General features: G+C 68.2%; 18 protein-coding genes. 12 read left to right on the top strand and 6 right to left on the bottom strand.

Annotated elements, in window-relative coordinates; all coding sequences use genetic code 11:
- Positions 1 to 45 precede the first annotated feature (45 nt).
- Positions 46 to 1,410, bottom strand: coding sequence for a protoporphyrinogen oxidase (hemG, locus tag F0U60_RS42970; protein WP_395808847.1), 1,365 nt, complete (start codon positions 1,408 to 1,410; stop codon positions 46 to 48).
- A gap of 109 nt (positions 1,411 to 1,519) precedes the next feature.
- On the opposite strand from hemG, the gene F0U60_RS42965 reads away from it, so the two are divergent.
- On the top strand, positions 1,520 to 2,212 hold the full coding sequence (locus tag F0U60_RS42965; RefSeq protein WP_395808845.1) for an SDR family oxidoreductase: 693 nt from the start codon (positions 1,520 to 1,522) through the stop codon (positions 2,210 to 2,212).
- 4 nt (positions 2,213 to 2,216) lie between these two features.
- Here the strand turns inward: F0U60_RS42965 and pdxH are convergent, their stop codons facing one another.
- Positions 2,217 to 2,801, bottom strand: coding sequence for a pyridoxamine 5'-phosphate oxidase (pdxH, locus tag F0U60_RS42960; RefSeq protein ID WP_395808843.1), 585 nt, complete (start codon positions 2,799 to 2,801; stop codon positions 2,217 to 2,219).
- Between the two features lie 84 nt (positions 2,802 to 2,885).
- On the opposite strand from pdxH, the gene glgA reads away from it, so the two are divergent.
- The 4 genes from glgA (at position 2,886) to F0U60_RS42940 (ending at position 6,820) form a co-directional block, all read left to right on the top strand.
- Complete coding sequence (glgA, locus tag F0U60_RS42955; protein ID WP_395808841.1) at positions 2,886 to 4,307, top strand: glycogen synthase GlgA; 1,422 nt, start codon at positions 2,886 to 2,888, stop codon at positions 4,305 to 4,307.
- Between the two features lie 44 nt (positions 4,308 to 4,351).
- Complete coding sequence (locus F0U60_RS42950; protein WP_395808839.1) at positions 4,352 to 5,272, top strand: serine/threonine protein kinase; 921 nt, start codon at positions 4,352 to 4,354, stop codon at positions 5,270 to 5,272.
- Positions 5,272 to 5,742 carry a hypothetical protein gene (locus tag F0U60_RS42945; RefSeq protein WP_395808837.1) on the top strand — a complete coding sequence of 157 codons (471 nt, stop codon included), beginning with the start codon at positions 5,272 to 5,274 and terminating at the stop codon, positions 5,740 to 5,742. The genes F0U60_RS42950 and F0U60_RS42945 overlap by 1 nt, the downstream gene beginning before the upstream one ends.
- Positions 5,743 to 6,004: 262 nt before the next feature.
- On the top strand, positions 6,005 to 6,820 hold the full coding sequence (locus F0U60_RS42940) for a Uma2 family endonuclease (protein ID WP_395808835.1): 816 nt from the start codon (positions 6,005 to 6,007) through the stop codon (positions 6,818 to 6,820).
- A 33-nt stretch (positions 6,821 to 6,853) separates the two neighbouring features.
- Here F0U60_RS42940 and F0U60_RS42935 read toward each other — a convergent pair whose 3' ends face one another.
- Positions 6,854 to 8,203, bottom strand: a complete 1,350-nt coding sequence (locus tag F0U60_RS42935; RefSeq protein ID WP_395808833.1) for a hemolysin family protein — start codon at positions 8,201 to 8,203, stop codon at positions 6,854 to 6,856.
- Between the two features lie 58 nt (positions 8,204 to 8,261).
- On the opposite strand from F0U60_RS42935, the gene F0U60_RS42930 reads away from it, so the two are divergent.
- Positions 8,262 to 9,008: a pilus assembly protein N-terminal domain-containing protein gene (locus tag F0U60_RS42930; protein ID WP_395808831.1), complete on the top strand. Its 747-nt coding sequence runs from the start codon at positions 8,262 to 8,264 to the stop codon at positions 9,006 to 9,008.
- Position 9,009: 1 nt separating this feature from the next.
- Here F0U60_RS42930 and F0U60_RS42925 read toward each other — a convergent pair whose 3' ends face one another.
- Positions 9,010 to 11,094 (bottom strand): cation:proton antiporter, encoded by a 2,085-nt coding sequence (locus F0U60_RS42925; protein WP_395808829.1) that lies wholly within the window; start codon positions 11,092 to 11,094, stop codon positions 9,010 to 9,012.
- 403 nt (positions 11,095 to 11,497) lie between these two features.
- Positions 11,498 to 11,956, bottom strand: coding sequence for a hypothetical protein (locus F0U60_RS42920; protein WP_395808827.1), 459 nt, complete (start codon positions 11,954 to 11,956; stop codon positions 11,498 to 11,500).
- Between the two features lie 177 nt (positions 11,957 to 12,133).
- Between F0U60_RS42920 and F0U60_RS42915 the strand changes: the two genes are divergently transcribed.
- On the top strand, positions 12,134 to 12,682 hold the full coding sequence (locus F0U60_RS42915; protein ID WP_395808825.1) for a dual specificity protein phosphatase family protein: 549 nt from the start codon (positions 12,134 to 12,136) through the stop codon (positions 12,680 to 12,682).
- 11 nt (positions 12,683 to 12,693) lie between these two features.
- Here the strand turns inward: F0U60_RS42915 and F0U60_RS42910 are convergent, their stop codons facing one another.
- Positions 12,694 to 13,479 carry a DUF4142 domain-containing protein gene (locus F0U60_RS42910; RefSeq protein ID WP_395808823.1) on the bottom strand — a complete coding sequence of 262 codons (786 nt, stop codon included), beginning with the start codon at positions 13,477 to 13,479 and terminating at the stop codon, positions 12,694 to 12,696.
- 218 nt (positions 13,480 to 13,697) lie between these two features.
- Here F0U60_RS42910 and glgX point away from each other — a divergent pair, with 218 nt between their 5' ends.
- From glgX to F0U60_RS42885, 5 genes are all read left to right on the top strand, one after another.
- Positions 13,698 to 15,830 carry a glycogen debranching protein GlgX gene (glgX, locus tag F0U60_RS42905; RefSeq protein WP_395808821.1) on the top strand — a complete coding sequence of 711 codons (2,133 nt, stop codon included), beginning with the start codon at positions 13,698 to 13,700 and terminating at the stop codon, positions 15,828 to 15,830.
- Between the two features lie 158 nt (positions 15,831 to 15,988).
- Entirely contained in the window at positions 15,989 to 16,468 is a 480-nt protein-coding gene (locus F0U60_RS42900) for a hemerythrin domain-containing protein (protein WP_395808819.1), read from the top strand.
- Positions 16,469 to 16,814: 346 nt separating this feature from the next.
- A complete protein-coding gene (locus F0U60_RS42895) occupies positions 16,815 to 18,146 on the top strand; it encodes a sensor histidine kinase (protein ID WP_395808817.1) in 1,332 nt (443 codons plus the stop codon).
- A gap of 29 nt (positions 18,147 to 18,175) precedes the next feature.
- Positions 18,176 to 20,029: a nitrogen regulation protein NR(II) gene (locus F0U60_RS42890; protein ID WP_395808815.1), complete on the top strand. Its 1,854-nt coding sequence runs from the start codon at positions 18,176 to 18,178 to the stop codon at positions 20,027 to 20,029.
- Between the two features lie 93 nt (positions 20,030 to 20,122).
- Positions 20,123 to 21,967: a nitrogen regulation protein NR(II) gene (locus F0U60_RS42885; RefSeq protein WP_395808813.1), complete on the top strand. Its 1,845-nt coding sequence runs from the start codon at positions 20,123 to 20,125 to the stop codon at positions 21,965 to 21,967.

Here is a 21,967-nt window from a genome sequence, read left to right as displayed (position 1 = left end):
TCGTGAGGGACGCGGATTCTTACGGCGAGTCACCGGGACCCGTGCTCAACGCGCGAGTGTGTCCACCAGAGTATTGGCGTTGCGGATGCAGTCAGTGAGGCCCACGCCCTTGTAGGCGTTGCCGGTGAGGAACAGCCCAGGCAGGCGGGCCACGCCTTCGTCGATGGCTGCCACTCGCTCCAGGTGCCCCACGTTGTACTGAGGGATGCCTCGCTTCCAGTGGAAGACCTCCGTGAACGACGGCTCGGCCGTCACTCCGGCCAGCTCCCGCAGTTCTTCGCGCGCGAGCGTCACCAGCGCCGCGTCGTCCAGTTCCACCAGGTCCGGCCGCTTCGCCCCACCCACCATGCACGTGAGGAGGATGCGTCCGCCCTCGGCGCGCCAGGGGAAGGTCGAGGACGCGTGGATGACGCCCAGGACGCGCCGCCGCTCCAGCGTGGGCACGAGGAAGCCGAAGCCATCCGGAGGCGGTAGGCTGCCCGGCGCGAAGCCCAGGTGCACCACCGCGACGGGGGCGTAGGCGATGCCCTCCATGCGCGCCGCGAGCGTCTCATCCAGGGGCCGCAGCAGCTTCGCCGCCACGTACGCGGGCACCGCGAGCACCACCTTGTCCGCGGCGAGCTCCGCTTGCTGCCCGTGCTCCTCCACCGCGAGCCGCCAGCCGTTCCCCTCGCGCCGCAACCCCTCCACCCGTACTCCCGTGCGCGCTGCTGTTCCGAGCGATTGCGCCAAGGCGCCCACCAGCACCCCCAGGCCTCCGTCGAACGAGGAGACCGCGCCCGTCGGCTTCGGCGCGCCCTCGCCCGGGGGCAGTGCCTTGCGCGCCGCAGCCTGGGTCCGCACCATGCCCAGCACGAGGCTGCGGTGCTGCTTCTCCAACTCCACCACCTTGGGGAAGACAGCGCCCACGCTCAGTGCCTCCACGTCGCCCGCGTAGATGCCCGTCTGCATCGCGTCCACCAGCACCGCCGTCGCCGTGCGCCCCACGTGCCGCCGACCGAAGTCCGCCAGCGACTCGTCCCGCTCCGGCGCGCGCCGGGTGAAGAGCTCGCCCATCATCCGCAGCTTCGCCCCCAGCGGCACCACGTCCGACTTCAGCAGGGCCGGCGGTGACGAGGGCACCTCTCGCAGCTTCCCCCGCGAGTAGATGTAGCGCCGCTTCGCCGCGGGGTCCGCCGTGCGGATGCGGCCCTCAATGCCCAGGCTCGTCGCCAGTTGGCGCAGCGTGGGCTCCCGGTCCACGAAGCTGTTGGGGCCCGCCTCGATGATGAACCCGTCCCGGTTCAGCGTCTGGATGTTGCCCCCCAGCTTGGGGCCCGCCTCCAGCAGCGTCACCTCGGTTCCTCGCGCGCGCAGCCCGTGTGCCAGCGCCAAACCGCTGATTCCACCGCCAATGATTACGACGCTCATGCTTGGTTCCGCTCCCGGTGCAATCCGGGGTTTCTACCGCCTGTCACTCCCGGTCAAGTGCCGCGGAGCACTGTGTTTTTCCGTATGGCGGCCGCGTTTAATGGAGCTCATGCGCTATGCCATCACCGGTGCCAGCCGGGGTCTGGGTCTCGAGTTCGTTCGTCAGCTGCTCAACCGTGGTGACTCCATCGACGCGGGTGTCCGCTCGCCTTCCGATGCCAAACAGCTCCAGTCACTCGCCCGAGAGGCGGGGGGCCGGCTTCGGGTGCACGCGCTCGACATCTCCGACGCGAAGAGCGTGGACGCCTTCGCCGCCGCGGTGGGAGAGGGTCAGCCCTTGGATGTGCTCATCAACAACGCGGGCGTGTACGGGAAGGAAGGGACGCTGACCGCGCTCGACTACCAGTCCATGGCCGACACCTTCACCGTCAACACGCTGGGCCCTCTGCGCCTGTCCGCCGCGCTGCTGCCGGCCCTGCGGCGGGGCTCGGCGCGGCGCATCATCCACATCACCTCGAAGATGGGCTCCATCGCAGACAACGGCGAGGGGGGCTCCTACGCCTACCGCGTCTCCAAGGCCGCCTTGAACATGGCCATGCGCAACATGCACCTGGAGCTGCACCGCGAGGGTTTCATCACCGTTTCCATGCACCCGGGCTGGGTGCAGACGGACATGGGGGGCCCCCAGGCGCCGCTGCGCGCCGAGGAGTCTGTGCGCGGGATGCTCAACGTCATCGACCGGCTCCGCGCGCAGGACGGGGGCCGGTTCTTCAGCTACGAGGGCCAGGAGCTTCCCTGGTAGCGGCTCACGGATAGAGGATGTCCGTCGTCCAGCCGTTGCCCTCGCGCAGGTAGACGAGCCGGTCGTGGAGCCGGCTCGGACGCGCGTGCCAGAACTCGATGCGGTCGGGCACCACCCGCAGGCCGGACCAGTGCGGCGGCCGGGGCACGGTCTGCCCTTCGTACTTGCGCGTGAGCTCCTCCACGCGCTCCTCCAGCAGCTCGCGCGAAGGCAGCGACTGGCTCTGCAGGCTCGCCCACGCGCCCACCTGACTTCCGCGAGGCCGGCTCTGGAAGTACGCGTCCGCCTCCTCGTCCGACACGCGCTCCACACGCCCCTCGACTCGCACCTGGCGTTCCAGTGGTTGCCAGAAGAAGCAGAGCGCCGCCCATGGGTGGGTCAGCAGCTCCTGCCCCTTGCGGCTCTGGAGGTTGGTGTAGAAGACGAAGCCTCGCTCGTCGAAGTCCTTGAGCAGCACCACGCGCGAGGACGGCCTGCCGTTGGGCCCCACGGACGCCACAATCATGGCGTTGGGGTCCACGGGAATGACGCGCTTCGCCTCTTCGAAGAGGGCCGCGAAGCGTTGAATAGGATCCTGGGGTAGCTCCACGCCCCCACCATACCAACCCGCTCCGGGAGTGCGAGTCGCGTGTTTGGGTTGACTCGCCCATCCCACACGGCATCGTCTCATTCCATGAAGATTCTCTACGTGGCCTCCGAAGTGACGCCCTTCTCCAAAACGGGCGGACTCGGAGACGTGGCCGGCTCCCTGCCCGCGGCGCTCGCGGAGCTGGGTCACGAGGTGAAGATCGTCACTCCTCGATACGCGTCCATCAAAACGGATCAGCTCACCCCCACGGGTCATCACCTGGAGTTGCGCTTTCCCTTTGGCATCGAGCGGGGGCCCATCCTCTCCCGGCGCCTGTCGCCCAACCTGGAAGTCCTGTTCCTGGAGAACGAGCACTTCTACGGCCGTGGCGGCATCTACGGGGACGCTTGGGGCGAGTTCGGCGACAACCACCGACGCTTCGCCTACCTGTCCCTCGGGGCGCTTCAGGCCGCCCAGCGCCTGGGGTTCCACCCGGACATCATCCACGTCAACGACTGGCAGACGGGACTGGTGCCGGTGGCGCTCCAGCGCGGCTATCAGGGGACGGCCCTGGCGCGGGCGCGCAGCGTGTTCACCATCCACAACCTGGCCTACCAGGGGCAGTTCAACAAGCACGTCATGGAGGACCTGGGGCTGCCCTGGGAGCTCTTCAACGCCGAGCACGGGCTCGAGTTCTACGACACGGTCAACTTCCTCAAGGGCGGCATCCAGTTCGCGGATGCCCTCACCACCGTGTCGCCCACCTACGCGAAGGAGATTCAGCAGCCGGACGGCGGGGCCAGCCTGGACGGGCTGCTGCGCCGGCGCCAGGGGGTGCTCACCGGCATCCTCAACGGCATCGACGTGCACGAGTGGAGCCCGGAGACGGACACGTACCTCCCGGCGCGCTACGGGGCGAACGACCTGTCGGGCAAGGCTGTCTGCCGGCGCGAGCTGCTGCGCCGCTTCGGGCTGAGGGAGGACACCCACGCTCCGGTGTTCGGCATCGTCTCGCGGCTGGCCTGGCAGAAGGGGATAGACCTGCTGCTGGAGGTGCTGCCCCAGGCGCTCCACTCGGACATTCGCTTCGTCGCGGTGGGCAGCGGCGAGGGCCAGTACGAGGAGGGGCTGCGTGCCCTCCAGCACCACTTCCCCCAGCAGGTGGGGACGTTCATCGGCTTCGACCAGGGGCTGTCCCACCTGGTGGAGGCGGGGGCGGACTTCTTCATCATGCCCAGCCGGTATGAGCCGTGTGGCCTCAACCAGATGTACTCGCTGCGCTATGGAACCGTACCCATTGTGCGAGCCACCGGAGGACTGGTGGACACGGTGGACGGAGGGCTGGACGGCAACGGCATCCTCTTCGAGGCCTTCCACCCCACGGCGCTGCTGGCGGCCTTGAGGCGGGCACAGGCCCTCTACGCCGAGCCCGAGCGGCTGCTGGCCTTCCGGCGCAGGGGCATGGGCCGGGACTTCTCCTGGGCCGCGTCGGCACGCAAGTACGAGCGCCTCTTCGCTTCTCTGTGAACGGAATAGTGGGGCTTCAACGAAAAGCGGAGTAGGCTGGGCACGTGTCGCCGCAAGCTGGAGACCTGGGCGGGTACGAGGTCGTTGGCCGTCTCGCAGTAGGCGGGATGGCCGAGGTGTACCAGGTGCGTGCGAAGCCCTCGACGCAGCGCTCGCCGGGGGAGCCGGACGAGGTGGTGCTCAAGCGGTTGTTGCCCACGTACCGCAACGATGGTGCGTACGTGAAAGCCTTCGTCGACGAGGCGAAGCTCACCGTGCGCCTGCGACACCCGAACATCGTGCGCACCTTCCGCCTCTTCAAGGCGGGGCCGGACTACCTGATGGTGCAGGAGCTGGTGCCGGGTCGCACGTTGGGCTTCATGCAAGAGCTGCTGGTGAAGGCAGGGGCGTCGATGCCACCGGCGGCTGCTTGCTACATCTCCTGGTGCGTCCTCAAGGCGCTGGACTACATCCACCGCGCGAAGGTGGGCGAGGGCGGTGCCACCGTCATCCACCGCGACGTCAACCCCACCAACATCCTGCTGAGCGTGACGGGGGACGTGAAGCTCACGGACTTCGGCGTGGCGGACGTGGAGGGCGTGATGCGCGGGGACACGGGCGCGCTGCGCGGCACGCTGCCGTACATGAGCCCGGAGCAGGTGCTGGGGCAGCCGGTGGATGCGCGCAGCGACCTGTACTCGGTGGGCGTCATCCTCTGGGAGCTGCTGGCCAACCGGCGCCTGTTCACCGCGGACAGCGAGGCGGAGCTGATGTACCGGGTGCGGGACGCGCGAGCGCCGCTGCTGTCCACGCTCCAGCCGGCGCTGCCGGACTACGCGGTGCAGGTGGTGCGCAAGGCCCTCTTCGCGGACAAGGGACGGCGCTTCCAGTCTGCCGCGGAGTTCATTCGCGCGCTGGAGGCGTTGTCGCGCCGCACCGGGTGGCCGCTGGGGGTGGAGGCGCTTAAGCCACTGCTGGGGGGCTGATGCACCGGTTCATGTTGCTGCTGCTGTTGCCGTGGATGGCCGGGTGCGCCGGGGTGACGTTGCGCCCGCACGCCATGGACCATGCGGTGCGGGTGGAGGAGGTGGGCCTGACCTTCACCCCGGACGGCGCCGGTGCGCTCACCCTGCGCCTGGACGTGGAGAACCCCACCTTCTGGGACGCGGAGGTGACGGGAGTGGACTTCGAGCTGCGCCTGGACGGGCGGCGCTACGCGGTGGGCACGCGCGGGGTGAGCCAGCCGCTGGCCGCTGACGCGCGCCACACCCTCACCGTGTCCTTCCCACTGCGCTCCGAGCCCGCGGGCTCCACTGTCACACCGCGCACGTGGCGAGTGGAGGTGGGGGGCGGAGTCGCGCTGACCTTCGGGGAGACGGTGCGCCTGCTGCCCTTCCGGGCCGAGCGCTTTTTGCGGCTCCCGTACTTCCGGCCCGTGGTGACCGAGGCCGACTGAGGCGCGCCTTCAGGGAAGCAGATACGGGCATGTTCCCCCGGAGCCACAGGCCTTGACCTGACGGGTAAAGTCACGTTTCATGGCCCTATGTCCGAGGTAAGGCACGGGCGTGAGGGCATGCCAGTCCCGTTGGTGGACTGGGGGAGGACGGGGACGAGGCGGCGCCCGGAAGGACGCCGGACAGACGCCTCCTGCCCGACGCTTCTTCCCTGCCCTCGCTTGGTCCACTTCCTGGGAGGGACTTAGTGTGTCTACCGGCACCATGAGCGCTGATTCCTACCGTGTCGATCCTGATGATCCGCGTGCGCCGCCCCAGGAAGTCTGGGACCGGCTCACGCCCGAGGAGCGCGCGCACGTCATCGCCAGCCTTCCGTCCGAATTCCCGGTCTCCGAGGCCAATCCGCCTGAAGGAGACGCGCATTTCGAGGCCAAGGTGCGCGCCCGTGAGGTGCTGGGAGGCTTCTTCTCCCGAGTCGGGCGCAAGGTGTACCTGGCCTGTGAGCTCCCCGTGTACTACCCCGGCGAGCGCATGTTCGCTCCCGACGTCATTGCCGTGATGGACGTGGAGCCGCACTCGCGCATGCGCTGGGTGGTGAGCGCCGAGGGAAAGGGGCTCGACTTCGCCTTGGAGATCCACGTCGCGGGCGAACGGCGCAAGGATCTGGAGCGGAACGTGGAGCGCTTCGCCCGGCTCGGCATCCGCGAGTACTTCCTCTTCGATCGGGGTCGGCTGAAGCTGACCGGCTGGCGGCTGGTCGGTGAGGGGCGGCGTGTCTATCAGCCCATCGTGCCGCAGCAGGGCTTCTACACGTCCGAGGTGCTCGGGTTGGAGCTGCAGTTGGAGGGTGAGCGACTGCGCTTCTATCTTGGCCGGGCGCCGCTGCCCGAGTCGGAGGAGATGATCGCCACGCTCGAGCGGATGGTAGGCGAGGCGGAGGCCCACCGTACCGAGGAAGCCCAGGTGCGGGCGGAGCTGGAGCAACGGCTCGCGGAGGAAGCGCACCGCCGCGAGGAGTCCGAACGCAAGCTGGCTGAGGCACTCGCCGAGCTGGAGCGGTTACGCGGAGGCCAACGCTGAGTCTCGGCGCGGGTCTGGGCGTTCACTACGCGCTCAGGCCTTGATCTCCTGGCTCGCGGCCTCCTTGGTGCCCGAGCTCTCCTTGGGAGGCGTGGACTCCTTGGTGGTCGTCTTGAGCTTCGTCATCCGCACGCGGTCGATGCGCGCGCCTTCCTTGGCGTGAACAGTGAAGGCCCAGCCGTCGTAGACGAAGCGCTCGCCCACGTCCGGCAGGTGGCCGGCCAGCGATGACAGGAAGCCGCCCAGGGTGTCGAAGTCGCCTTCTGGCAGCTCGAAGCCGAACGTCTGGGTGAATTGCTCCACCTCCATGGCCGCGTCCACCAGGAAGCTGCCGTCCTGCTGCTTCTCGACCTGCTTCTCCTCCACTTCGAACTCGTCGCCGATGTCGCCGACAATCTCCCGGAGGATGTCCTCCAGCGTGACGATCCCCATGAAGCCGCCGTACTCGTCCACGACGATGGCCATGTGGATCTTCTTGCGCTGCATCTCGCGCAGCAGATCTCCAATGGGCTTGAGCCACGGCACGAAGTGGGCGGGCCGGATGGTGTCCTGCAGGACGATGAGCTCGGGGTGCTGGAGCAGCGGAATCAGGTCGCGCGCATGGAGGACACCGAGGATGTGGTCCACGTCGTCCCGGTAGACGGGGATGCGCGAGTGGTTCTCCTCCGCCAGCAGGCGCAGCACCTCGTCGGACGGGGTGGAGATGTCCACGCACACCACCTCGGTGCGAGGCACCATCACGTCACGGCAGCGCTTATCGGACAGCTCGAAGATGGAGCGGATGAGCTGGGGCGCGCTCTGGTCCACCTCCTCCTTGGCCGCCTGGGCGGCGAGCAGCTTCTCCAGCTCCTCGAGGGGCGGAGGCGGAGGCTCGAAGCGCAGGGTGCGGCCGAAGCCACGGGCCACGAGGTTGATGGGACCCATGAGCAGGCGCATGGGCGGATAGAAGAAGAAGACGAGCAGCGAGACGAGCCAGGACAGGCGCAGCGCCCAGCGCTCGGCGCCCGCGTTGGCCAGACCCCGCATCGTCACCTCGATGAGGGTGGCGAGCACGCCCACCAGAAGGGCGCCCGCGAGCACGGTGGCCACGTCCAGCCAGGCGGACTCGCCCCAGCGGGTGAAGTCGAGCAGCTGGGGCGGAACGAAGGAACCAATGGCGGCGGCGAGGAAACCACTGAGGACCATGCCCACACGCAGGGCGGTGGCGGTGGCCTCGCGCTCCGTCTTGTGGCGGAGCACACGGCCGCCCGCGCCGGGTTGGGACTGCGCCAACTCCTGCGCGCGCAGATCAGAGGTCCCATAGAGAGCGGACTCGGCGGCGGCGATGAAGCCCCGGAGGACAACGAGGGCCAGGCAGGCGGTCCAGAGGACCCAGGTAGGCATAGGGTTTCTCTACATACCCCGTGGTAAGAGGACTCGCACACTTTCCGAGAGGGTCTGGATGGGGATCCGTCCACCAGTGAGCCGCTTCCCCCTGTTCGTCCCGTTGGCCGCGCTCCTGCTGAGCCTGCTTGCTCCCCCTGCCGCCGCCTGGCCGGTGGACTTGTCGGTGTCCCTGGAGGCGGGCAAGGAACGCTTCCATAAGCTGAGCGCGGTGGAGTGGGTGGATGTCGAGGATCCGTCCATTGCCACGGCAGAGGTGCTCGCGGGGAGCAACGAGCTGCTGCTCACGGGGGTGAAGCCAGGGCGCACGCTGCTGCTGCTGTACGCGGAGGGGAAGTTCGCGGTGTGGCGGCTGGCGGTGGGCGCGCCGGGCCGGCCTCCCGAGCCCGAGTCCTCCACGGAGCTGCTGGCCGCGGCGCGCAAGGCCTGTCCGGGGCTGAAGGCCACCGAGGGCTCCGTGCGCACGCTGACGGCCGAGGTGAAGAACGCGCGCTGCCGCGAGGCCCTGCGCGCGTTGCTGAAGACGGATGCTTACCTCGCGCGCGAGCTGGAGCTGACCTTCGAGCTGCCCCTGCTGCAGGAGCAGCTCACCACCCTGTCGCCCACGCTGAAGGGCCAGGGCCTCAGCGCAAGCTATCGCGGGGCGGGGCTGGTGCTGGAGGGCACCACCACGCCGGAAGGCCATCGCCAGGCGCTGTGGGAGCTGTTCCGCCAGTCCCTGGGACGCGTGCCGCTCGAGGACCGCGTCACCGTGGAGCGGCCGACGCCCCCCGACGCTGGCACTCCCTCCGACGCCGGGCGCTGAGTCAGGCGGGCGCTGCCTGTTCGGGCGGGGGGCTCCCGTCGAGCACGGCCCTGGCCGCGTCGATGGCCTCGTGCGTGCCGGCCAGCGCGAGGACGTCTCCCGCTCGCAGCATCTCGTTCGCGGTGGGAACGACCACCTGTTCCTCTCCGCGTCGGATGGCGAGCACCGTGGCGCCCGTCATCCCGCGCAGGTTCAGCTCCGCGAGCGTCCGTCCCACGGCCGGGCTGGAGGTCTCGAGCCGGACGGGGGTCGGCTCGCCGAGCCCGGGGAGGATGGCGTGAACGGTCTTCAGGTCCTTGCCGTGGTGCGCCTCGCTCTTGTCCTGGTGGGACTGGGCCGCGAGTGCCGCGACGATGACCTGTGAGCCCGCGCGGACATGCCCCTGGAGGTTGGTGGCGCTGCGCCAGAACGCCACGCTGAGCACGACGAGCAGGACGAGCAGCACGGCCGCGCCGAGGACGCCCGGCAGGAAGGGCTGGGTCACGGCGACGAGGGGGGCGCCCACGATGAGGACGCTCGCCAGTTGGAGCGTCACGACGAGCGCGCGGCGTGGCGCGGCGGCCCTGTCCAGCCGTCCCTCCGCCGCCGGAAAGGCCGTCTCCGCGAGCAGCGTCCCCAAGGCCCGGGCCACCTGGACAACACCCACGCAGAACGGAGCCGCGAGGGCGGAGGCCAGCCCGATGACGAGCATCCTCGCCACCGGGGCGTCCAGTCCAATCCAACTCTCGACAGCCGCCGCCATCCTGTCGAGTCGCACGGAGGTCCCGATGATGATCGCCGCGAGCAGGGCCGCATCGAGCAGCAGGAGGCGGATCTTCCGGCGGATCTTCGCGCCGGCGGTCTGCCGGGGCGGCGCGGAGCGGAGCTCCTCCACCCAGCTCCCATAGAGGGCCGCGAAGGTCTGGAGCGGCTTGGGCAGCTTGCGGTCCACCAGGTTGGCAACCGGACCCGAGGCGCGGATGAGGAAGGGCGTGGTGAGGGTGGTGATCGCGGACACGGCCACGGCGATGGGATAGATGAACTGCCCCGTGGCGTTCAGCGACAGGCCCAGGCCGGCGATGATGAAGGAGAACTCGCCGATCTGCGCCAGGCTCATGCCCGACTGGATCGCCGTGCGCGTCCCGCTGCCGGTGAGGAACACGCCCAGGCCCACTCCCACGAGCTTGCCGAGGATGACCACCACGGTCAGCACGAGCACGGCCACCCAGTGCTGGGCGATGAGCGCCGGGTCGATGATCATGCCCACCGAGACGAAGAAGATGGCGGCGAACACGTCGCGCACCGGTTGGACGAGGTGCTCGACGTCCTTCTCCTTGCCGGACTCGGCCACGAGCGAGCCTGCCAGGAACGCGCCGAGCGCCACCGAGTAACCGAAGGACTGCGCGAGCAGCGCGATGGCGAAGCAGATGCCGACGCTCGCCACCAGCAGTGTCTCCGGGCGCTGGAGGCGATGGATGGCGCGCACGGTGCGAGGGATGACCAGCAGCCCTATGCCAATGAGCCCCGCCAGGAACAGGGCCAGCCGGCCGACGGTGAGGGTCAACTGCCCCGCCGAGAGCCCCGCGCCGGTGGAGATGGCCGTGAGGGTCGCCATCAACAGGATGGCGATGAGGTCCTCGACGATGAGCACGCCGACGACGATCTCCCGCAGCTTGCCGTGAATGTTCTGCTCGTCGAAGGCCTTGGCGATGATGGTCGTGCTGGAGATGGCGATGATGGCGCCCGTGAAGATGCTCTCGAGCGGTGTCCAGCCGAAGGCCCGGCCCACGACGAAGCCGAGCCAGATCATCAGGCTGCACTGAATGACGGCGGTGAGCCCCGCGGTGGGCCCCACCTGCACCAGCTTGCGCAGGCTGAACTCCAGCCCGAGCGAGAACATGAGGAGGATGACGCCCAGCTCCGACAGCGTGTGGACGATGGCGGCGTCCGCGACGAGGGGGATGGGAACGTGGGGCCCGATGATGAGCCCCGCGATGATGTACCCGAGCACAACGGGTTGCCGCAGTCGTTGGAAGACCACGGACGTCACCGCAGCGACGCAGAGGACCATTGCTAGGGCCAGGAGGAAGTCGTGTGCATTGTGCATCGCTGAATCACTCTCCCTGTGAGGGGAACGGATGGGAGGAAGGGAACTGCCGGGTCCACCCAGCGCTGTACGTGGGTGGACCCTGAGCGGACGGGGTGGGCTGCGCTCGCCCTGCCTGTCAGCCGAACTTCTCGTATGCGATGGCCGCGCCGACGATGAGCGCGCAGACGAGCATGGCCAGGATGAGCTTCGTCACCTGCCACTGGGGCAGCTCGGTATTCACTGCGGGCTCCGCCGGGAGCGGAGGAGTCGAGGCGTCTTGATTCTTGTGCAAAGCAGACCTCACGCGCGCCAGTGGGACTGACGCAGCGGGTGAAGAGATGACGTGATGGTGCGCGGCCGGACGTGTCGCGTTCGAAGCGGTGCTTCGCGGTCGCGCGGTTCTCGTTCTAGAGACGCAACGTCACTCGGTCCGCGGAGGTCCTTGCGCGGGACAGTTCGCGACCACGGGCCGATCCGCCAGACGGCCATGGCTCGCGGGCACGACGCACGAGAGGTGCGCCCTCACGCGTGCCTCGAGCCGGGAATTCGGCTTCAGCGCGGGGCCGAGTCGCGAATCGAGGCGTGGGTGGAGCGGCGGCTTGCTGGTGGGACGCGGGAGCTCCCATTGGCCTTGGGCCGAGGGCTCACGGACACCGACCAGCTTTTCCTGTCGCCCGGGCAGATGGGCAGAGACGGAACTCTTGCTCTGCGGCTTCGGCGCGACGGGCACCCATCGGGCCCCCGCGTGCTGGATGCTCCAGACGCTCAGCGAGCACACGCCGACCCACACGGCCAGGAGCACGGCGCAAACCGTGCCTCCCTGGGCCGTCCATCGGGCGCGCTGTCCTTCGCGCCGGGATGAGCGGTCAGCGGATTTCATGGCGTTTTGTGAGCCAACGAACCTATCACCTTGAGGTGCTGCCCGGGAAGGCAACTCGACCAGGCAGGCGAGTTGTCATCGTACCGCGGTACTCGGTCCGCACGGCAGGTCGGGTGACTAGCTTTGTCCACGGTAGCGCACGGGCCCAAGAGTCGAGGGCAGGGGAGGGGCGCACGGATGCGTCAACACGGCTGGTCATTGAATCTGGACTGGGTGACACCCGAGCTGGCCGTGGGGGGCCGCTTCCCCATCGAGGCCGCGGAGCACCTGGCCCGGAGTCTCTCCATCCGTCACGTCGTCGACGTGCGCCGCGAGGCCTGTGATGACGAGCGGGTCCTGCGCGAGCACGGCATCTCCCTGCTGCACCTGCCCACCGAGGACCTGTGCTCCATCAGCCGGCACATGCTCGAGCAGGGCGTGCAGTGGGTGAACGGCCACCTGTCGCGGGGAAACAAGGTCTATATCCACTGCGAGCACGGAATTGGCCGCAGCGCGCTGTTGGCCCTCTGCGTGCTGGTGGACCTCGGCCATGCACCGCTGGACGCGCTCTCGCTGGCCAAGCGCGCGCGGCCTCGCGTGTCGCCCAGCCCCGAGCAGCTCGAGACCTTCATGGCCTGGGCCGAGGAGCGCCGCGTGAAGCGGTCACTCCCCTGGCGTACGCCCACCTTCGACGAGCTGGCCGACATTGCCTACAGCCACCTGCGGCCAGCCCCGTCCGTGCTCTGACTTCCTGTGAGCTACCTCGCGGGCTGCGTGCTGGTGCCGGTGCTGCCGCTCGCGCCCGTGGGGCTACCGGTGCCGGTCCTGCCCGGGCCCGTGTTCCCCTTGTCCGTGGCGCCGCTGCCCGGGGTCGTGCCCATGTTGCCATTCGGGGAGCCCGCGGGGCTGGTGCCCTGGTTGCCCGCTCCGCCGACGCCTGTCGTCATGGCCTGGCCCAGCTTGCCGAGCACCGAGTACGCCTGCTGGCGGTGCTGGACGATGTGCTGGGACAGCTCATCCATCATCGAGGTGAGCTGGGCGTTGCCGGTGAGCGCCTGCCGGCCGGCCATCAGCTTGCCGAGCGTGGCGTCGTGGTCCCCCACCTGGCCGGCGATGTAACAGGAGTCGAACGCATCGCCCTTGAGCGCCTGGAGCTCCTCCATGACGGCCTTGTCGGCCGCGATCATCTTCTTCTCCATGTCGTTGAGCGGCTTGGGCGTGTCGGAGAGCTTCAGGCCCCGGCTCTGCGCCATGCTCATCAGCTTCTGGTCGGCATCGGTGTGCTCGCGCACCATGCTCTCACCAAATGCCCGCACGTCCGGGTTGGTGGAGTTCTGCTGAGCGAGCTGGCCCAGCTTGATCTCCAGCTGGTTGGTGTAGTGCAGCCGCTCGAGGAAGGCCTTCTCGTCGGTGGGCACCACGAAACCGCGGAGCTCGGCCGTCCCCTTCTTGCTGCCCTCCGCCTTGCCCGCCTGCTGCGCGAGCGCGGAACCACCGATGACCAGCGTGCCAGCGACGAGGAACCCCTGAATCGTGCGCTTCATGTGTGTGCTCCCTTTGTTGGAAAGCGGGGGCGCACGTTGGTCAGGCCTCCGGATGGAGGTCATTGGCCTGGAGTCCCATCCGTGCGGAACCGCACGGCGGGCCTTATCTCCTGATGGGTGGTGGACGTTCGCTCTGTCCCGGGTCGGACGGAGCGTGCGGTCCTGTGCCATCACATCCAGATTTGGTGGGTATTCGGTTTGAAAGGATTCCGACGCGTATGACCAGGGAAGTATGGCCGGGAAAGCCGTACCCACGGGGCGCGACGTTCGACGGTACAGGGGTGAACTTCGCGGTCTTCTCGCAAGCCGCTACCCGCGTCGAGGTGTGCCTCTTCGATCCTCAGGACCCCTCGAAGGAGATGGACCGGTTCGAGCTGCCCGCGGTGACGGACTGCACGTGGCATGGCTACGTCCCGGGACTGGAGCCGGGCACGCTCTACGGCCTGCGTGTCCACGGCCCCTATGAGCCGCAGAAGGGCAACCGCTGCAACCCGCACAAGCTGCTGGTGGACCCCTATGCCAAGGCGCTTCACGGTGTGGTGGATTGGTCCCAGCCCGTTTTCGGCTACCCGCTCGGGCACGAGAAGCAGGACCTCATGCGTGACGAGCGCGACAGCGCCGCGGGCATGCCCAAGTGCGTGGTGGTGAGCGACTACTTCGACTGGGGCAACGACCGCCGCCCGGACGTGCCCTGGCGCAAGACGGTCATCTACGAGGCCCACGTGAAGGGCCTCACCATGCGCCACCCGAAGGTGCCCGAGCATCAGCGTGGCACCTACGCGGGGCTCGCTCACCCGGCCGTCATCGAGCACCTGCTCAAGCTGGGCGTCACCGCGGTGGAGCTGCTGCCGGTGCACGAGTTCGCCGACGACTCCTTCCTGGGGGAGAAGGGCCTCTCCAACTACTGGGGCTACAACACCCTCTGCTACTTCGCGCCCGAGCAGCACTACGCCAGCCGCCGCACCCCGGGCGCCGCCGTCAACGAGTTCAAGGGGATGGTGAAGGCCCTGCACGCGGCCGGCATCGAGGTCATCCTCGACGTCGTCTACAACCACTCGTGCGAGGGCAACCACCTGGGGCCCACGCTGTCGCTCAAGGGCATCGACAACGCCACCTACTACTGGCTGATGCCGGATGCGCGCTACTACCTGGACTTCACCGGCTGCGGTAACAGCCTCAACGTCTCCAACCCGCAGACGGCGCGGCTCGTCGTGGACAGCCTGCGCTACTGGGTGGAGGAGATGCACGTGGACGGGTTCCGCTTCGACCTGGCCACCGTGCTCGGCCGCGTGGGCAAGGGCGAGTTCTCCCCCAACGCCGCCTTCTTCCAGATCATCAACCAGGATCCCGTGCTCGGTCGGGTGAAGCTCATCGCCGAGCCGTGGGACGTGGGGCTCGGTGGCTACCAGGTGGGCGGCTTCCCCGCGCCCTGGCGCGAGTGGAACGGCAAGTACCGTGATGCCCTGCGCCGCTACTGGAAGGGCGACGAGAACCTCGCGGGCGAAGTGGGCTACCGGCTCGCGGGCTCCTCGGACCTCTACCAAGAGGCGCGGCGCCGGCCCCAGGCCAGCATCAACTTCGTCACCGCCCACGACGGCTTCACCCTGCACGACCTCGTCACCTACAGCCACAAGCACAACGAGGCCAACGGCGAGCACAACCGCGACGGCGCCGACGACAACCAGGCGTGGAACTGCGGTGTGGAGGGCGAGACGGACGACCCCGCCATCATCTCCCTGCGCGAGCGCCAGAAGCGCAACCTGCTGGCCTCGCTCTTCCTGTCGCAGGGCGTGCCGATGATCGTCGCCGGCGACGAGATGGGGCGCACCCAGCGCGGCAACAACAACGCCTACTGTCAGGACAACGAGCTGTCCTGGGTGGACTGGAACCTCGACGAGCGCCGCGAGGCCTTGCTCGAGTTCACCTCGCGCCTCATCCACTTCCGTCACGGCCAGCCGGTGCTGCAGCGCCGCCGCTTCTTCCAGGGCAAGCACATCTGGGACTCGGAGCACAAGGATCTCACGTGGTTCCGCCCGGATGGCACGGAGATGAGCGAGGACGACTGGGGCAAGCCCTTCGTTCGCTCGCTGGCGTTCCTCCTCGGAGGCGACGCCATCCCCACGCCCGACGAGCGCGGCCAGCGCATCATCGGAGACGCGCTGCTGGTGCTGCTCAACGCCCACCATGAGCCCGTCCACTTCACCGTGCCGTCTCCGGCCGAGGGCTCACGGTGGGTCATCGAGTTCTACACCGCGGAGGACAAGCTGGGCCCCGACACGCCGGTGCCCGAGGGCCGCTTCGAGCTGACAGGCCGGTCGCTCGCCGTCTTCCGTCAAGTGTCGCGCGACTGAGTGAGGCCCGGTGCTCCAGCGGGCGGGCACCCACCCGCCCCTGGGGGAATAGCGTCCTCGTGCCGGTTCCGCGCTTGTCGCCCGTTCTCGCCATGCGGAGTGTTTGTCGCTGAGACGACATCACCCCGTGGGGGGGACGATAGCTAAGGAGCCGAACCGTGAGCGCGATCGATCTACTCAAGCAACAGCACCGGGAAGTCGATGACCTGTTCCTGCGCATCAAGTCCAGCGAGGGGGACGAGCGCATCTCCCTGCTCGGTAAGGTCGCCGAGGCCCTCACCATCCACGCGGCGCTCGAGGAGCAGTTCTTCTATCCCTTCGCCCGTGAGCAGGGCGTGGACGGCATCATCGACGAATCTTTCAAGGACCACGCCGAGGTGAAGCAGCTCATCTCGGAGATCCTCCAGATCAAGCAGACGGATCCGCGGTTGAACGAGCTGTGTGGCCGCCTGGAACGGATGGTGACGGAGCACGTCAGCCACGAGGAGCGCACGCTGATGCCCAAGGTGGAGGCCTCGGCCAATCGCGAGGACCTCGTCTCCATGCGCGACGACATGCAGCAGGCCATCGAAAACTGGCGCAACCGCGAGCTGCTGCGCATGGCCGAGCACCAAGAATCCCCTCCCCCCGTGATGTAGGCGTGCAGGCGCCGTTACCGCACCGGGTGTAGGAGAGCAGCCAGGGAGAAGCCACGGGCCGCCGAGGGTCCGTGGCTTTTCGCGTTCAGTCGGAGGCCAGCCTGGCGGACGACCCCTGGCCCGCTACTCGCTTCTCTCAACTTCTCACTTGGGATTCTCGTCAGGATCCCCCGGTTTTGCTGGACCAGCATAAACTGTTGGGGATCTTGCTGAACCCGCTGAACGACGCCCACCCCATGACGTTCCCCTCCCTCCGCGCGCCGCGGAGCATCCGTCGCGGCTCTTCGCCCACGGTTTCACCACCACGAATCATCGAGCTGCCCAGGCATGGGCAGGAGGCCCGTTCATGAGTCCTCCCGCGGGGGAGCGCCGCCGGATTCTGGTGGTCGACGACAACCCCTCCATCCACCAGGACTTCCGGAAGATCCTCGCCAGGCCCGACGACGACGTCGAGGAGCTGGATGCGATGGAGTCCATGCTCTTCGGGGAGGCCCCGCCCCGGTTGGGCACCAGCCGCTTCGAGTTGGACTTCGCGTTAGGTGGAGAAGAGGGCGTACGGCGCGTGAAGGAGGCGGTGCGCGAGGGGCGGCCCTATGCGATGGCCTTCGTGGACATCCGCATGCCTCCGGGCATGGACGGGGTGGAGACGACGCTGCACATGTGGCGGGAGGAGGCGGATCTCCAGGTGGTGCTCTGCTCGGCGCACTCCGACTACTCCTGGGACGAGCTGTCGCGGAAGCTGGGTCAGAGTGAGCGGCTGCTCATCCTGCGCAAGCCCTTCGACAACATCGAGGTGCGGCAGATGGCGCACGCGCTCTGCGAGAAGTGGGAGCTGCTGCGCGCGAGCCATCAGCGCATGGAGGACCTGGAGCGCATCGTGCAGGAGCGGACGCGCGCGCTGGCGGAGGCCAACACCCGGCTCATGCATGCGCAGAAGCTGGAGGCGCTGGGGCGCATGTCGGCGGGCTTGGCCCACGAGGTCAACAACCCGCTGAGCTTCATCCTGTCCAACCTGCGCCACGCCGTGAGGGGGCTCGAGAAGCTGCCGTGTCCGCCCGAGTCGATGGCGGCGCGAGACGATCTGCGGGAGGCCTGCCGCGACGCCATCCTCGGTGCCGAGCGCATTGAGCGCATCGTCCAGGACGTGCGCATCTTCGCCCGAGTGGACGAGCCGCCGAGGGATCCAGTGGACGTGCGCGCGGTGGCGGAGCTCTCCATCTCCATGGCGTCAGAGGCGCTGCGCTCGGGCGTTCGGCTCATCAAGGACTTCCATGAGGTGCCGCGCGTACTGGGCAGCGAGCATGGCCTGGGGCAGGTGTTCCTCAACCTGATCGTCAACGCCGCCCATGCCCTGAGGGGCCGGGAGGATCCGTTCATCCGGCTCGGGGTGCTGCGCAGGTCGGACGGCCGGGTGGCGGTGGAGGTGCAGGACAACGGCTGTGGCATTCCAGCGGAGAACCTGAGTCGCCTCTTCGAGCCCTTCTTCACGACGAAGCCGGTGGGCACGGGCACGGGGCTAGGCCTGTCCATCTGCCATGGCATCGTGACGCGGCTGGGCGGGGACATCACCGTGCACAGTGCTCCGGGCCAGGGCACCACCTTCCGGGTGGTGCTGCCCGCCGCTCCAGGGTCGGAGGGGGTGGCGTCGGCCCCCCTGGAGCGGACGCGTTCGGCGTGAGTGAGGCGCGAGTGAGGCAGGAGCCGTGGATGCATGGATGCGGGTCTCCTCGCGCCCGGGTGCTGGGGTTGCTGGACGCCTGGCTGACGGACGAGCAACGCCAGTTGCCTCCGGCTGAGCTCAGCCGGTTCCGGGTGGTGGTGGGGTCCACGGGCCTGCTGCTGGTGCTCAACCTCCTCTTCCTGCCTGCTGTCGCCGCGTACGCTCCGGCGGATCGCCTGCCCGTGGCGCTGTCGGTGCTGGTGAACGTGGTCTGCTTTGGGGGCGTGTTGGGGCTGGTGCGCCGGTTGCGCTCACCCTCCCTTCCGGCCTTCCTGCTGTGCACGTGCCTGTCCTCGGTGTTCATCCTGACCACGCTTGTCGTGGGTGAGCCTGGCACGGCCTCGCACGCGGCGACCATGTTGGTCCCAGCCCTGACCGTCTACCTGCTGGGGCCGCTCCCGGGGCTCGTCTTCACCGCGTTCTTCGCCCTCAACGCGGTGTTCTTCCATGAGCTCAGCCACTGGATTCTCGGCCGACCGCACCCCGTCCTCGTCAGCGAGTGGGCCGGGGTGGACAGCCTCCTGGCGGGTGTCTCCCTGTTGGGCGGATGGGTGCTGAACTGGTTGCACCGCACCACGCGCGAGGAGTCTCACGCGGCGCTGGAGCAGGCGCTGAGGACGTTGCGCGAGAGCGAGAGCAAGCTGGTCAGTCTCATCGACAGCACGGATGACGTGGTGCTGGCGCTCGACCTGGAAGGGCGCGTGGTGGCGACCAACCACGTGGCCAAGGCGCTGTTCCGCGCGGTCACCGGCCGGGACTTCCAGCCAGGCCTGTCCCTCTTCGAGTTGTCCCCTCCCTCGCTGCGGACGCTGTTCCGGGAGAACACGACGCGGGCCTTGGAAGGTCAGCGTCTGAAGGTCGAAACGAGCCTTCCCCTGGAGGGCCGGACTCGGACGCTGGAAATCACGTTCAACCCGGTGTGGGAGGGGACGCGTGTGGTGGGGATCACCATCTTCAGCCGGGACATCTCCGAGCGCAAGGAGGCCGAGGCGCGGCTGGAGGAGATGCACCGCAGCTTGCTGGACGTGTCACGCCACGCGGGCATGGCGGAGATCGCCACGGGCGTGCTGCACAACGTGGGCAACGCGCTCAACAGCGTGAACGTGTCAGCGGATGTGGTGGTGCAGCGGGTGCGCGGCTCGCGCGTCGTCGGCCTGGAGCGGGCCGTGGAGCTGCTGCGGGAGAACGGCTCCAGTCTTGGCACCTTCCTCACGGAGGACCCCCGGGGCCGCCAGCTGCCGGCCTACCTCGAGGCGCTCTCGGCTCAGCTCCAACAGGAGCGGGAGGGCGTGTTGGAGGAGATGCGGCGGCTGGGCGAGAGCGTGGACCACATCAAGTCGGTGGTGAGCATGCAGCAGAAGCACGCGCGCTTCTCCGGCATCCTGGAGCGGGTGGAGGTGTCCGGGCTCATCGACGATGCGTTGCGCCTGCACGCCGTGGCCCTTGACCGCTTGGGCATCCAGCTGCGGCGCGAGTACTGCTCTCAGATTCCTTCGGTGCTGGTGGACCGACACAAGCTGCTGCAGATTTTGGTGAACCTGGTGAGCAACGCGCGTCATGCGCTGCTGGAGAGCGGACGCCAGGACAAGCAGCTCACCCTGCGCGTGGAGCGCGCCGGAGAGATGTTGCGCATCGCCGTGGCGGACAACGGGGTGGGGATTGCCCCGGAGAATGTGCCGAGGCTCTTCACGCAGGGCTTTACGACGAAGAAGGACGGGCACGGCTTCGGGCTGCACATCAGCGCGCTCGCGGCCGAGGAGATGGGAGGTGGCCTCATGTGCGAAAGCCGAGGCCTCGGCCAGGGCGCCACCTTCACGCTCGAGCTACCCATCACGGCCTGAGCGCGCGCCTTTGATTTCAGGTATATTTGAACCTTCTCCTTTAGCTAAAATCCAGGAGCCTGAGACGAAGTGGGGGAAGAGAGGAGTGCGTGGATGCGCTGGAGCCCACGCGCGGGATTGCTGAGCTGGCTGGATGGACGGTTGTCGGAGGCGCAGCGCCAACTGCCCCCGGAAGAGCTCGGCCGCTACCGGGTCCTGATTGGGGCCACGTGCCTGCTGCTGGCGATGGATGTGCTTTTCCTGGTGGTCCCGCTCGGGTCCCAACAGCAGGCGAGCCCGATCCAGCGTGTGATGGGGTTCGGGTGCCTGGTGGGCTACCTGCTGGTGCTGCTGTTGGTGCGCTGGGTGCGTTCCCTCCACCTGCCCTCGTTCATCCTGTGCTCGACGCTCACCGCATCATTCGTGGTGACCACCCTGATCGTCGAGAATCCGAACTCCGTCTCGCATGCGGCGGGCATGTTGGTGCCCATCCTGTCGGTCTACCTGCTCGGCGCACGCCTGGGGTTCGTCTTCACCGCGGTCTTCATCTTCAACACGGCGTTCTTCCACCAGTTCTACCACTCGGGTTTCGGCCAGGTGCGTCCGCTCTTCGCCGATGGCTTCGCCTGGATGAAGAACGCCATGGCGGCCCTTTGCCTGTTGTTGGCGTGGTCTCTGAGCTGGCTGTACAGCACCGCGCGTGAGGAGTCCCACGCGGCGCTAGAGCGGGCGTTGAAGACGCTGCGCGAGAATGAGGGCAAGCTGCTCAGCCTCATTGAGAGCACGGACGACCTGGTGTTGGCGCTCGACCTGGAGGGGCGACTGGTCACCGCCAACCACGTGGCGAGGGAGCTGTTCCACCAGCTTCGCAACCGGGCGGTCCTCACGGGCGGGTCCCTCCACGAGCTGTCTCCTCCCGAGGAGAGGTGGGTGCTACGGGAGCGGTTCGCGCAAGCGGTGACGGGCCAGCGTCTGAGGACGGAGGTCTCCCTTCCAGTGGACGGTCGGATCCGGACGCTGGAAATCACGTTCAACCCGGTGTGGGAGGGGAGGCGCGTGGTGGGGATGACCGTCTTCGGCCGGGACATCTCCGAGCGCAAGGAGGCCGAGGCGCGGCTGGAGGAGATGCACCGCAGCTTGCTGGACGTGTCACGCCACGCGGGCATGGCGGAGATCGCCACGGGCGTGCTGCACAACGTGGGCAACGCGCTCAACAGCGTGAACGTGTCAGCGGATGTGGTGGTGCAGCGGGTGCGCGGCTCGCGCGTCGTCGGCCTGGAGCGGGCCGTGGAGCTGCTGCGGGAGAACGGCTCCAGTCTTGGCACCTTCCTCACGGAGGACCTTCGGGGCCGCCAGCTGCCGGCCTACCTCGAGGCGCTCTCGGCTCAGCTCCAACAGGAGCGGGAGGGCGTGTTGGAGGAGATGCGGCGGCTGAGCGAGAGCGTGGACCACATCAAGTCGGTGGTGAGCATGCAGCAGAAGCACGCGCGCTTCTCTGGCGTGACGGAGCGGGTGGAGGTGCCCGGGCTCATCGACGATGCGTTGCGCCTGCTCGCCGTATCCTTCGACCGCCTGGGCATCCAGCTGCGGCGCGAGTACTGCGCTCAGGTTCCTCCGGTGCTGGTGGACCGACACAAGCTGCTGCAGATTTTGGTGAACCTGGTGAGCAACGCGCGTCATGCGCTGCTGGAGAGCGGACGCCAGGACAAGCAGCTCACCCTGCGGGTGGAGCGAGCCGGAGAGATGTTGCGCATCGCCGTGGCGGACAACGGGGTGGGGATTGCCCCGGAGAACGTGCCGAGGCTCTTCACGCAGGGCTTCACAACGAAGACGGAAGGGCACGGCTTCGGGTTGCACATCAGCGCGCTGGAGGCCGAGGAGATGGGGGGCGCCCTCACGTGCGAGAGCGGAGGCCCGGGTCAGGGCGCCACCTTCCGCCTCGAGCTGCCCCTGTCGTGA

This window comes from Archangium minus, assembly GCF_044360475.1.
In the GTDB taxonomy this organism is placed as follows: Bacteria; Myxococcota; Myxococcia; order Myxococcales; family Myxococcaceae; genus Archangium; species Archangium minus.
The sequence above is the reverse complement of the archived record's forward strand: the minus strand, read 5'-3'. Positions and strand labels throughout refer to the sequence as shown.

What these genes read in the sequence shown, in the direction of transcription:
- F0U60_RS42930 (WP_395808831.1), top strand. Translation starts at nt 8,262, where the DNA reads ATGGGGATCCGTCCACCAGTGAGCCGCTTCCCCCTGTTCGTCCCGTTG.
- F0U60_RS42935 (WP_395808833.1), bottom strand. Translation starts at nt 8,203, where the DNA reads ATGCCTACCTGGGTCCTCTGGACCGCCTGCCTGGCCCTCGTTGTCCTC.
- hemG (WP_395808847.1), bottom strand. Translation starts at nt 1,410, where the DNA reads ATGAGCGTCGTAATCATTGGCGGTGGAATCAGCGGTTTGGCGCTGGCA.
- glgA (WP_395808841.1), top strand. Translation starts at nt 2,886, where the DNA reads ATGAAGATTCTCTACGTGGCCTCCGAAGTGACGCCCTTCTCCAAAACG.
- F0U60_RS42965 (WP_395808845.1), top strand. Translation starts at nt 1,520, where the DNA reads ATGCGCTATGCCATCACCGGTGCCAGCCGGGGTCTGGGTCTCGAGTTC.
- F0U60_RS42885 (WP_395808813.1), top strand. Translation starts at nt 20,123, where the DNA reads ATGCGCTGGAGCCCACGCGCGGGATTGCTGAGCTGGCTGGATGGACGG.
- F0U60_RS42920 (WP_395808827.1), bottom strand. Translation starts at nt 11,956, where the DNA reads ATGAAATCCGCTGACCGCTCATCCCGGCGCGAAGGACAGCGCGCCCGA.
- F0U60_RS42925 (WP_395808829.1), bottom strand. Translation starts at nt 11,094, where the DNA reads ATGCACAATGCACACGACTTCCTCCTGGCCCTAGCAATGGTCCTCTGC.
- F0U60_RS42940 (WP_395808835.1), top strand. Translation starts at nt 6,005, where the DNA reads ATGAGCGCTGATTCCTACCGTGTCGATCCTGATGATCCGCGTGCGCCG.
- F0U60_RS42945 (WP_395808837.1), top strand. Translation starts at nt 5,272, where the DNA reads ATGCACCGGTTCATGTTGCTGCTGCTGTTGCCGTGGATGGCCGGGTGC.
- F0U60_RS42890 (WP_395808815.1), top strand. Translation starts at nt 18,176, where the DNA reads ATGCATGGATGCGGGTCTCCTCGCGCCCGGGTGCTGGGGTTGCTGGAC.
- F0U60_RS42910 (WP_395808823.1), bottom strand. Translation starts at nt 13,479, where the DNA reads ATGAAGCGCACGATTCAGGGGTTCCTCGTCGCTGGCACGCTGGTCATC.
- F0U60_RS42915 (WP_395808825.1), top strand. Translation starts at nt 12,134, where the DNA reads ATGCGTCAACACGGCTGGTCATTGAATCTGGACTGGGTGACACCCGAG.
- glgX (WP_395808821.1), top strand. Translation starts at nt 13,698, where the DNA reads ATGACCAGGGAAGTATGGCCGGGAAAGCCGTACCCACGGGGCGCGACG.
- F0U60_RS42895 (WP_395808817.1), top strand. Translation starts at nt 16,815, where the DNA reads ATGAGTCCTCCCGCGGGGGAGCGCCGCCGGATTCTGGTGGTCGACGAC.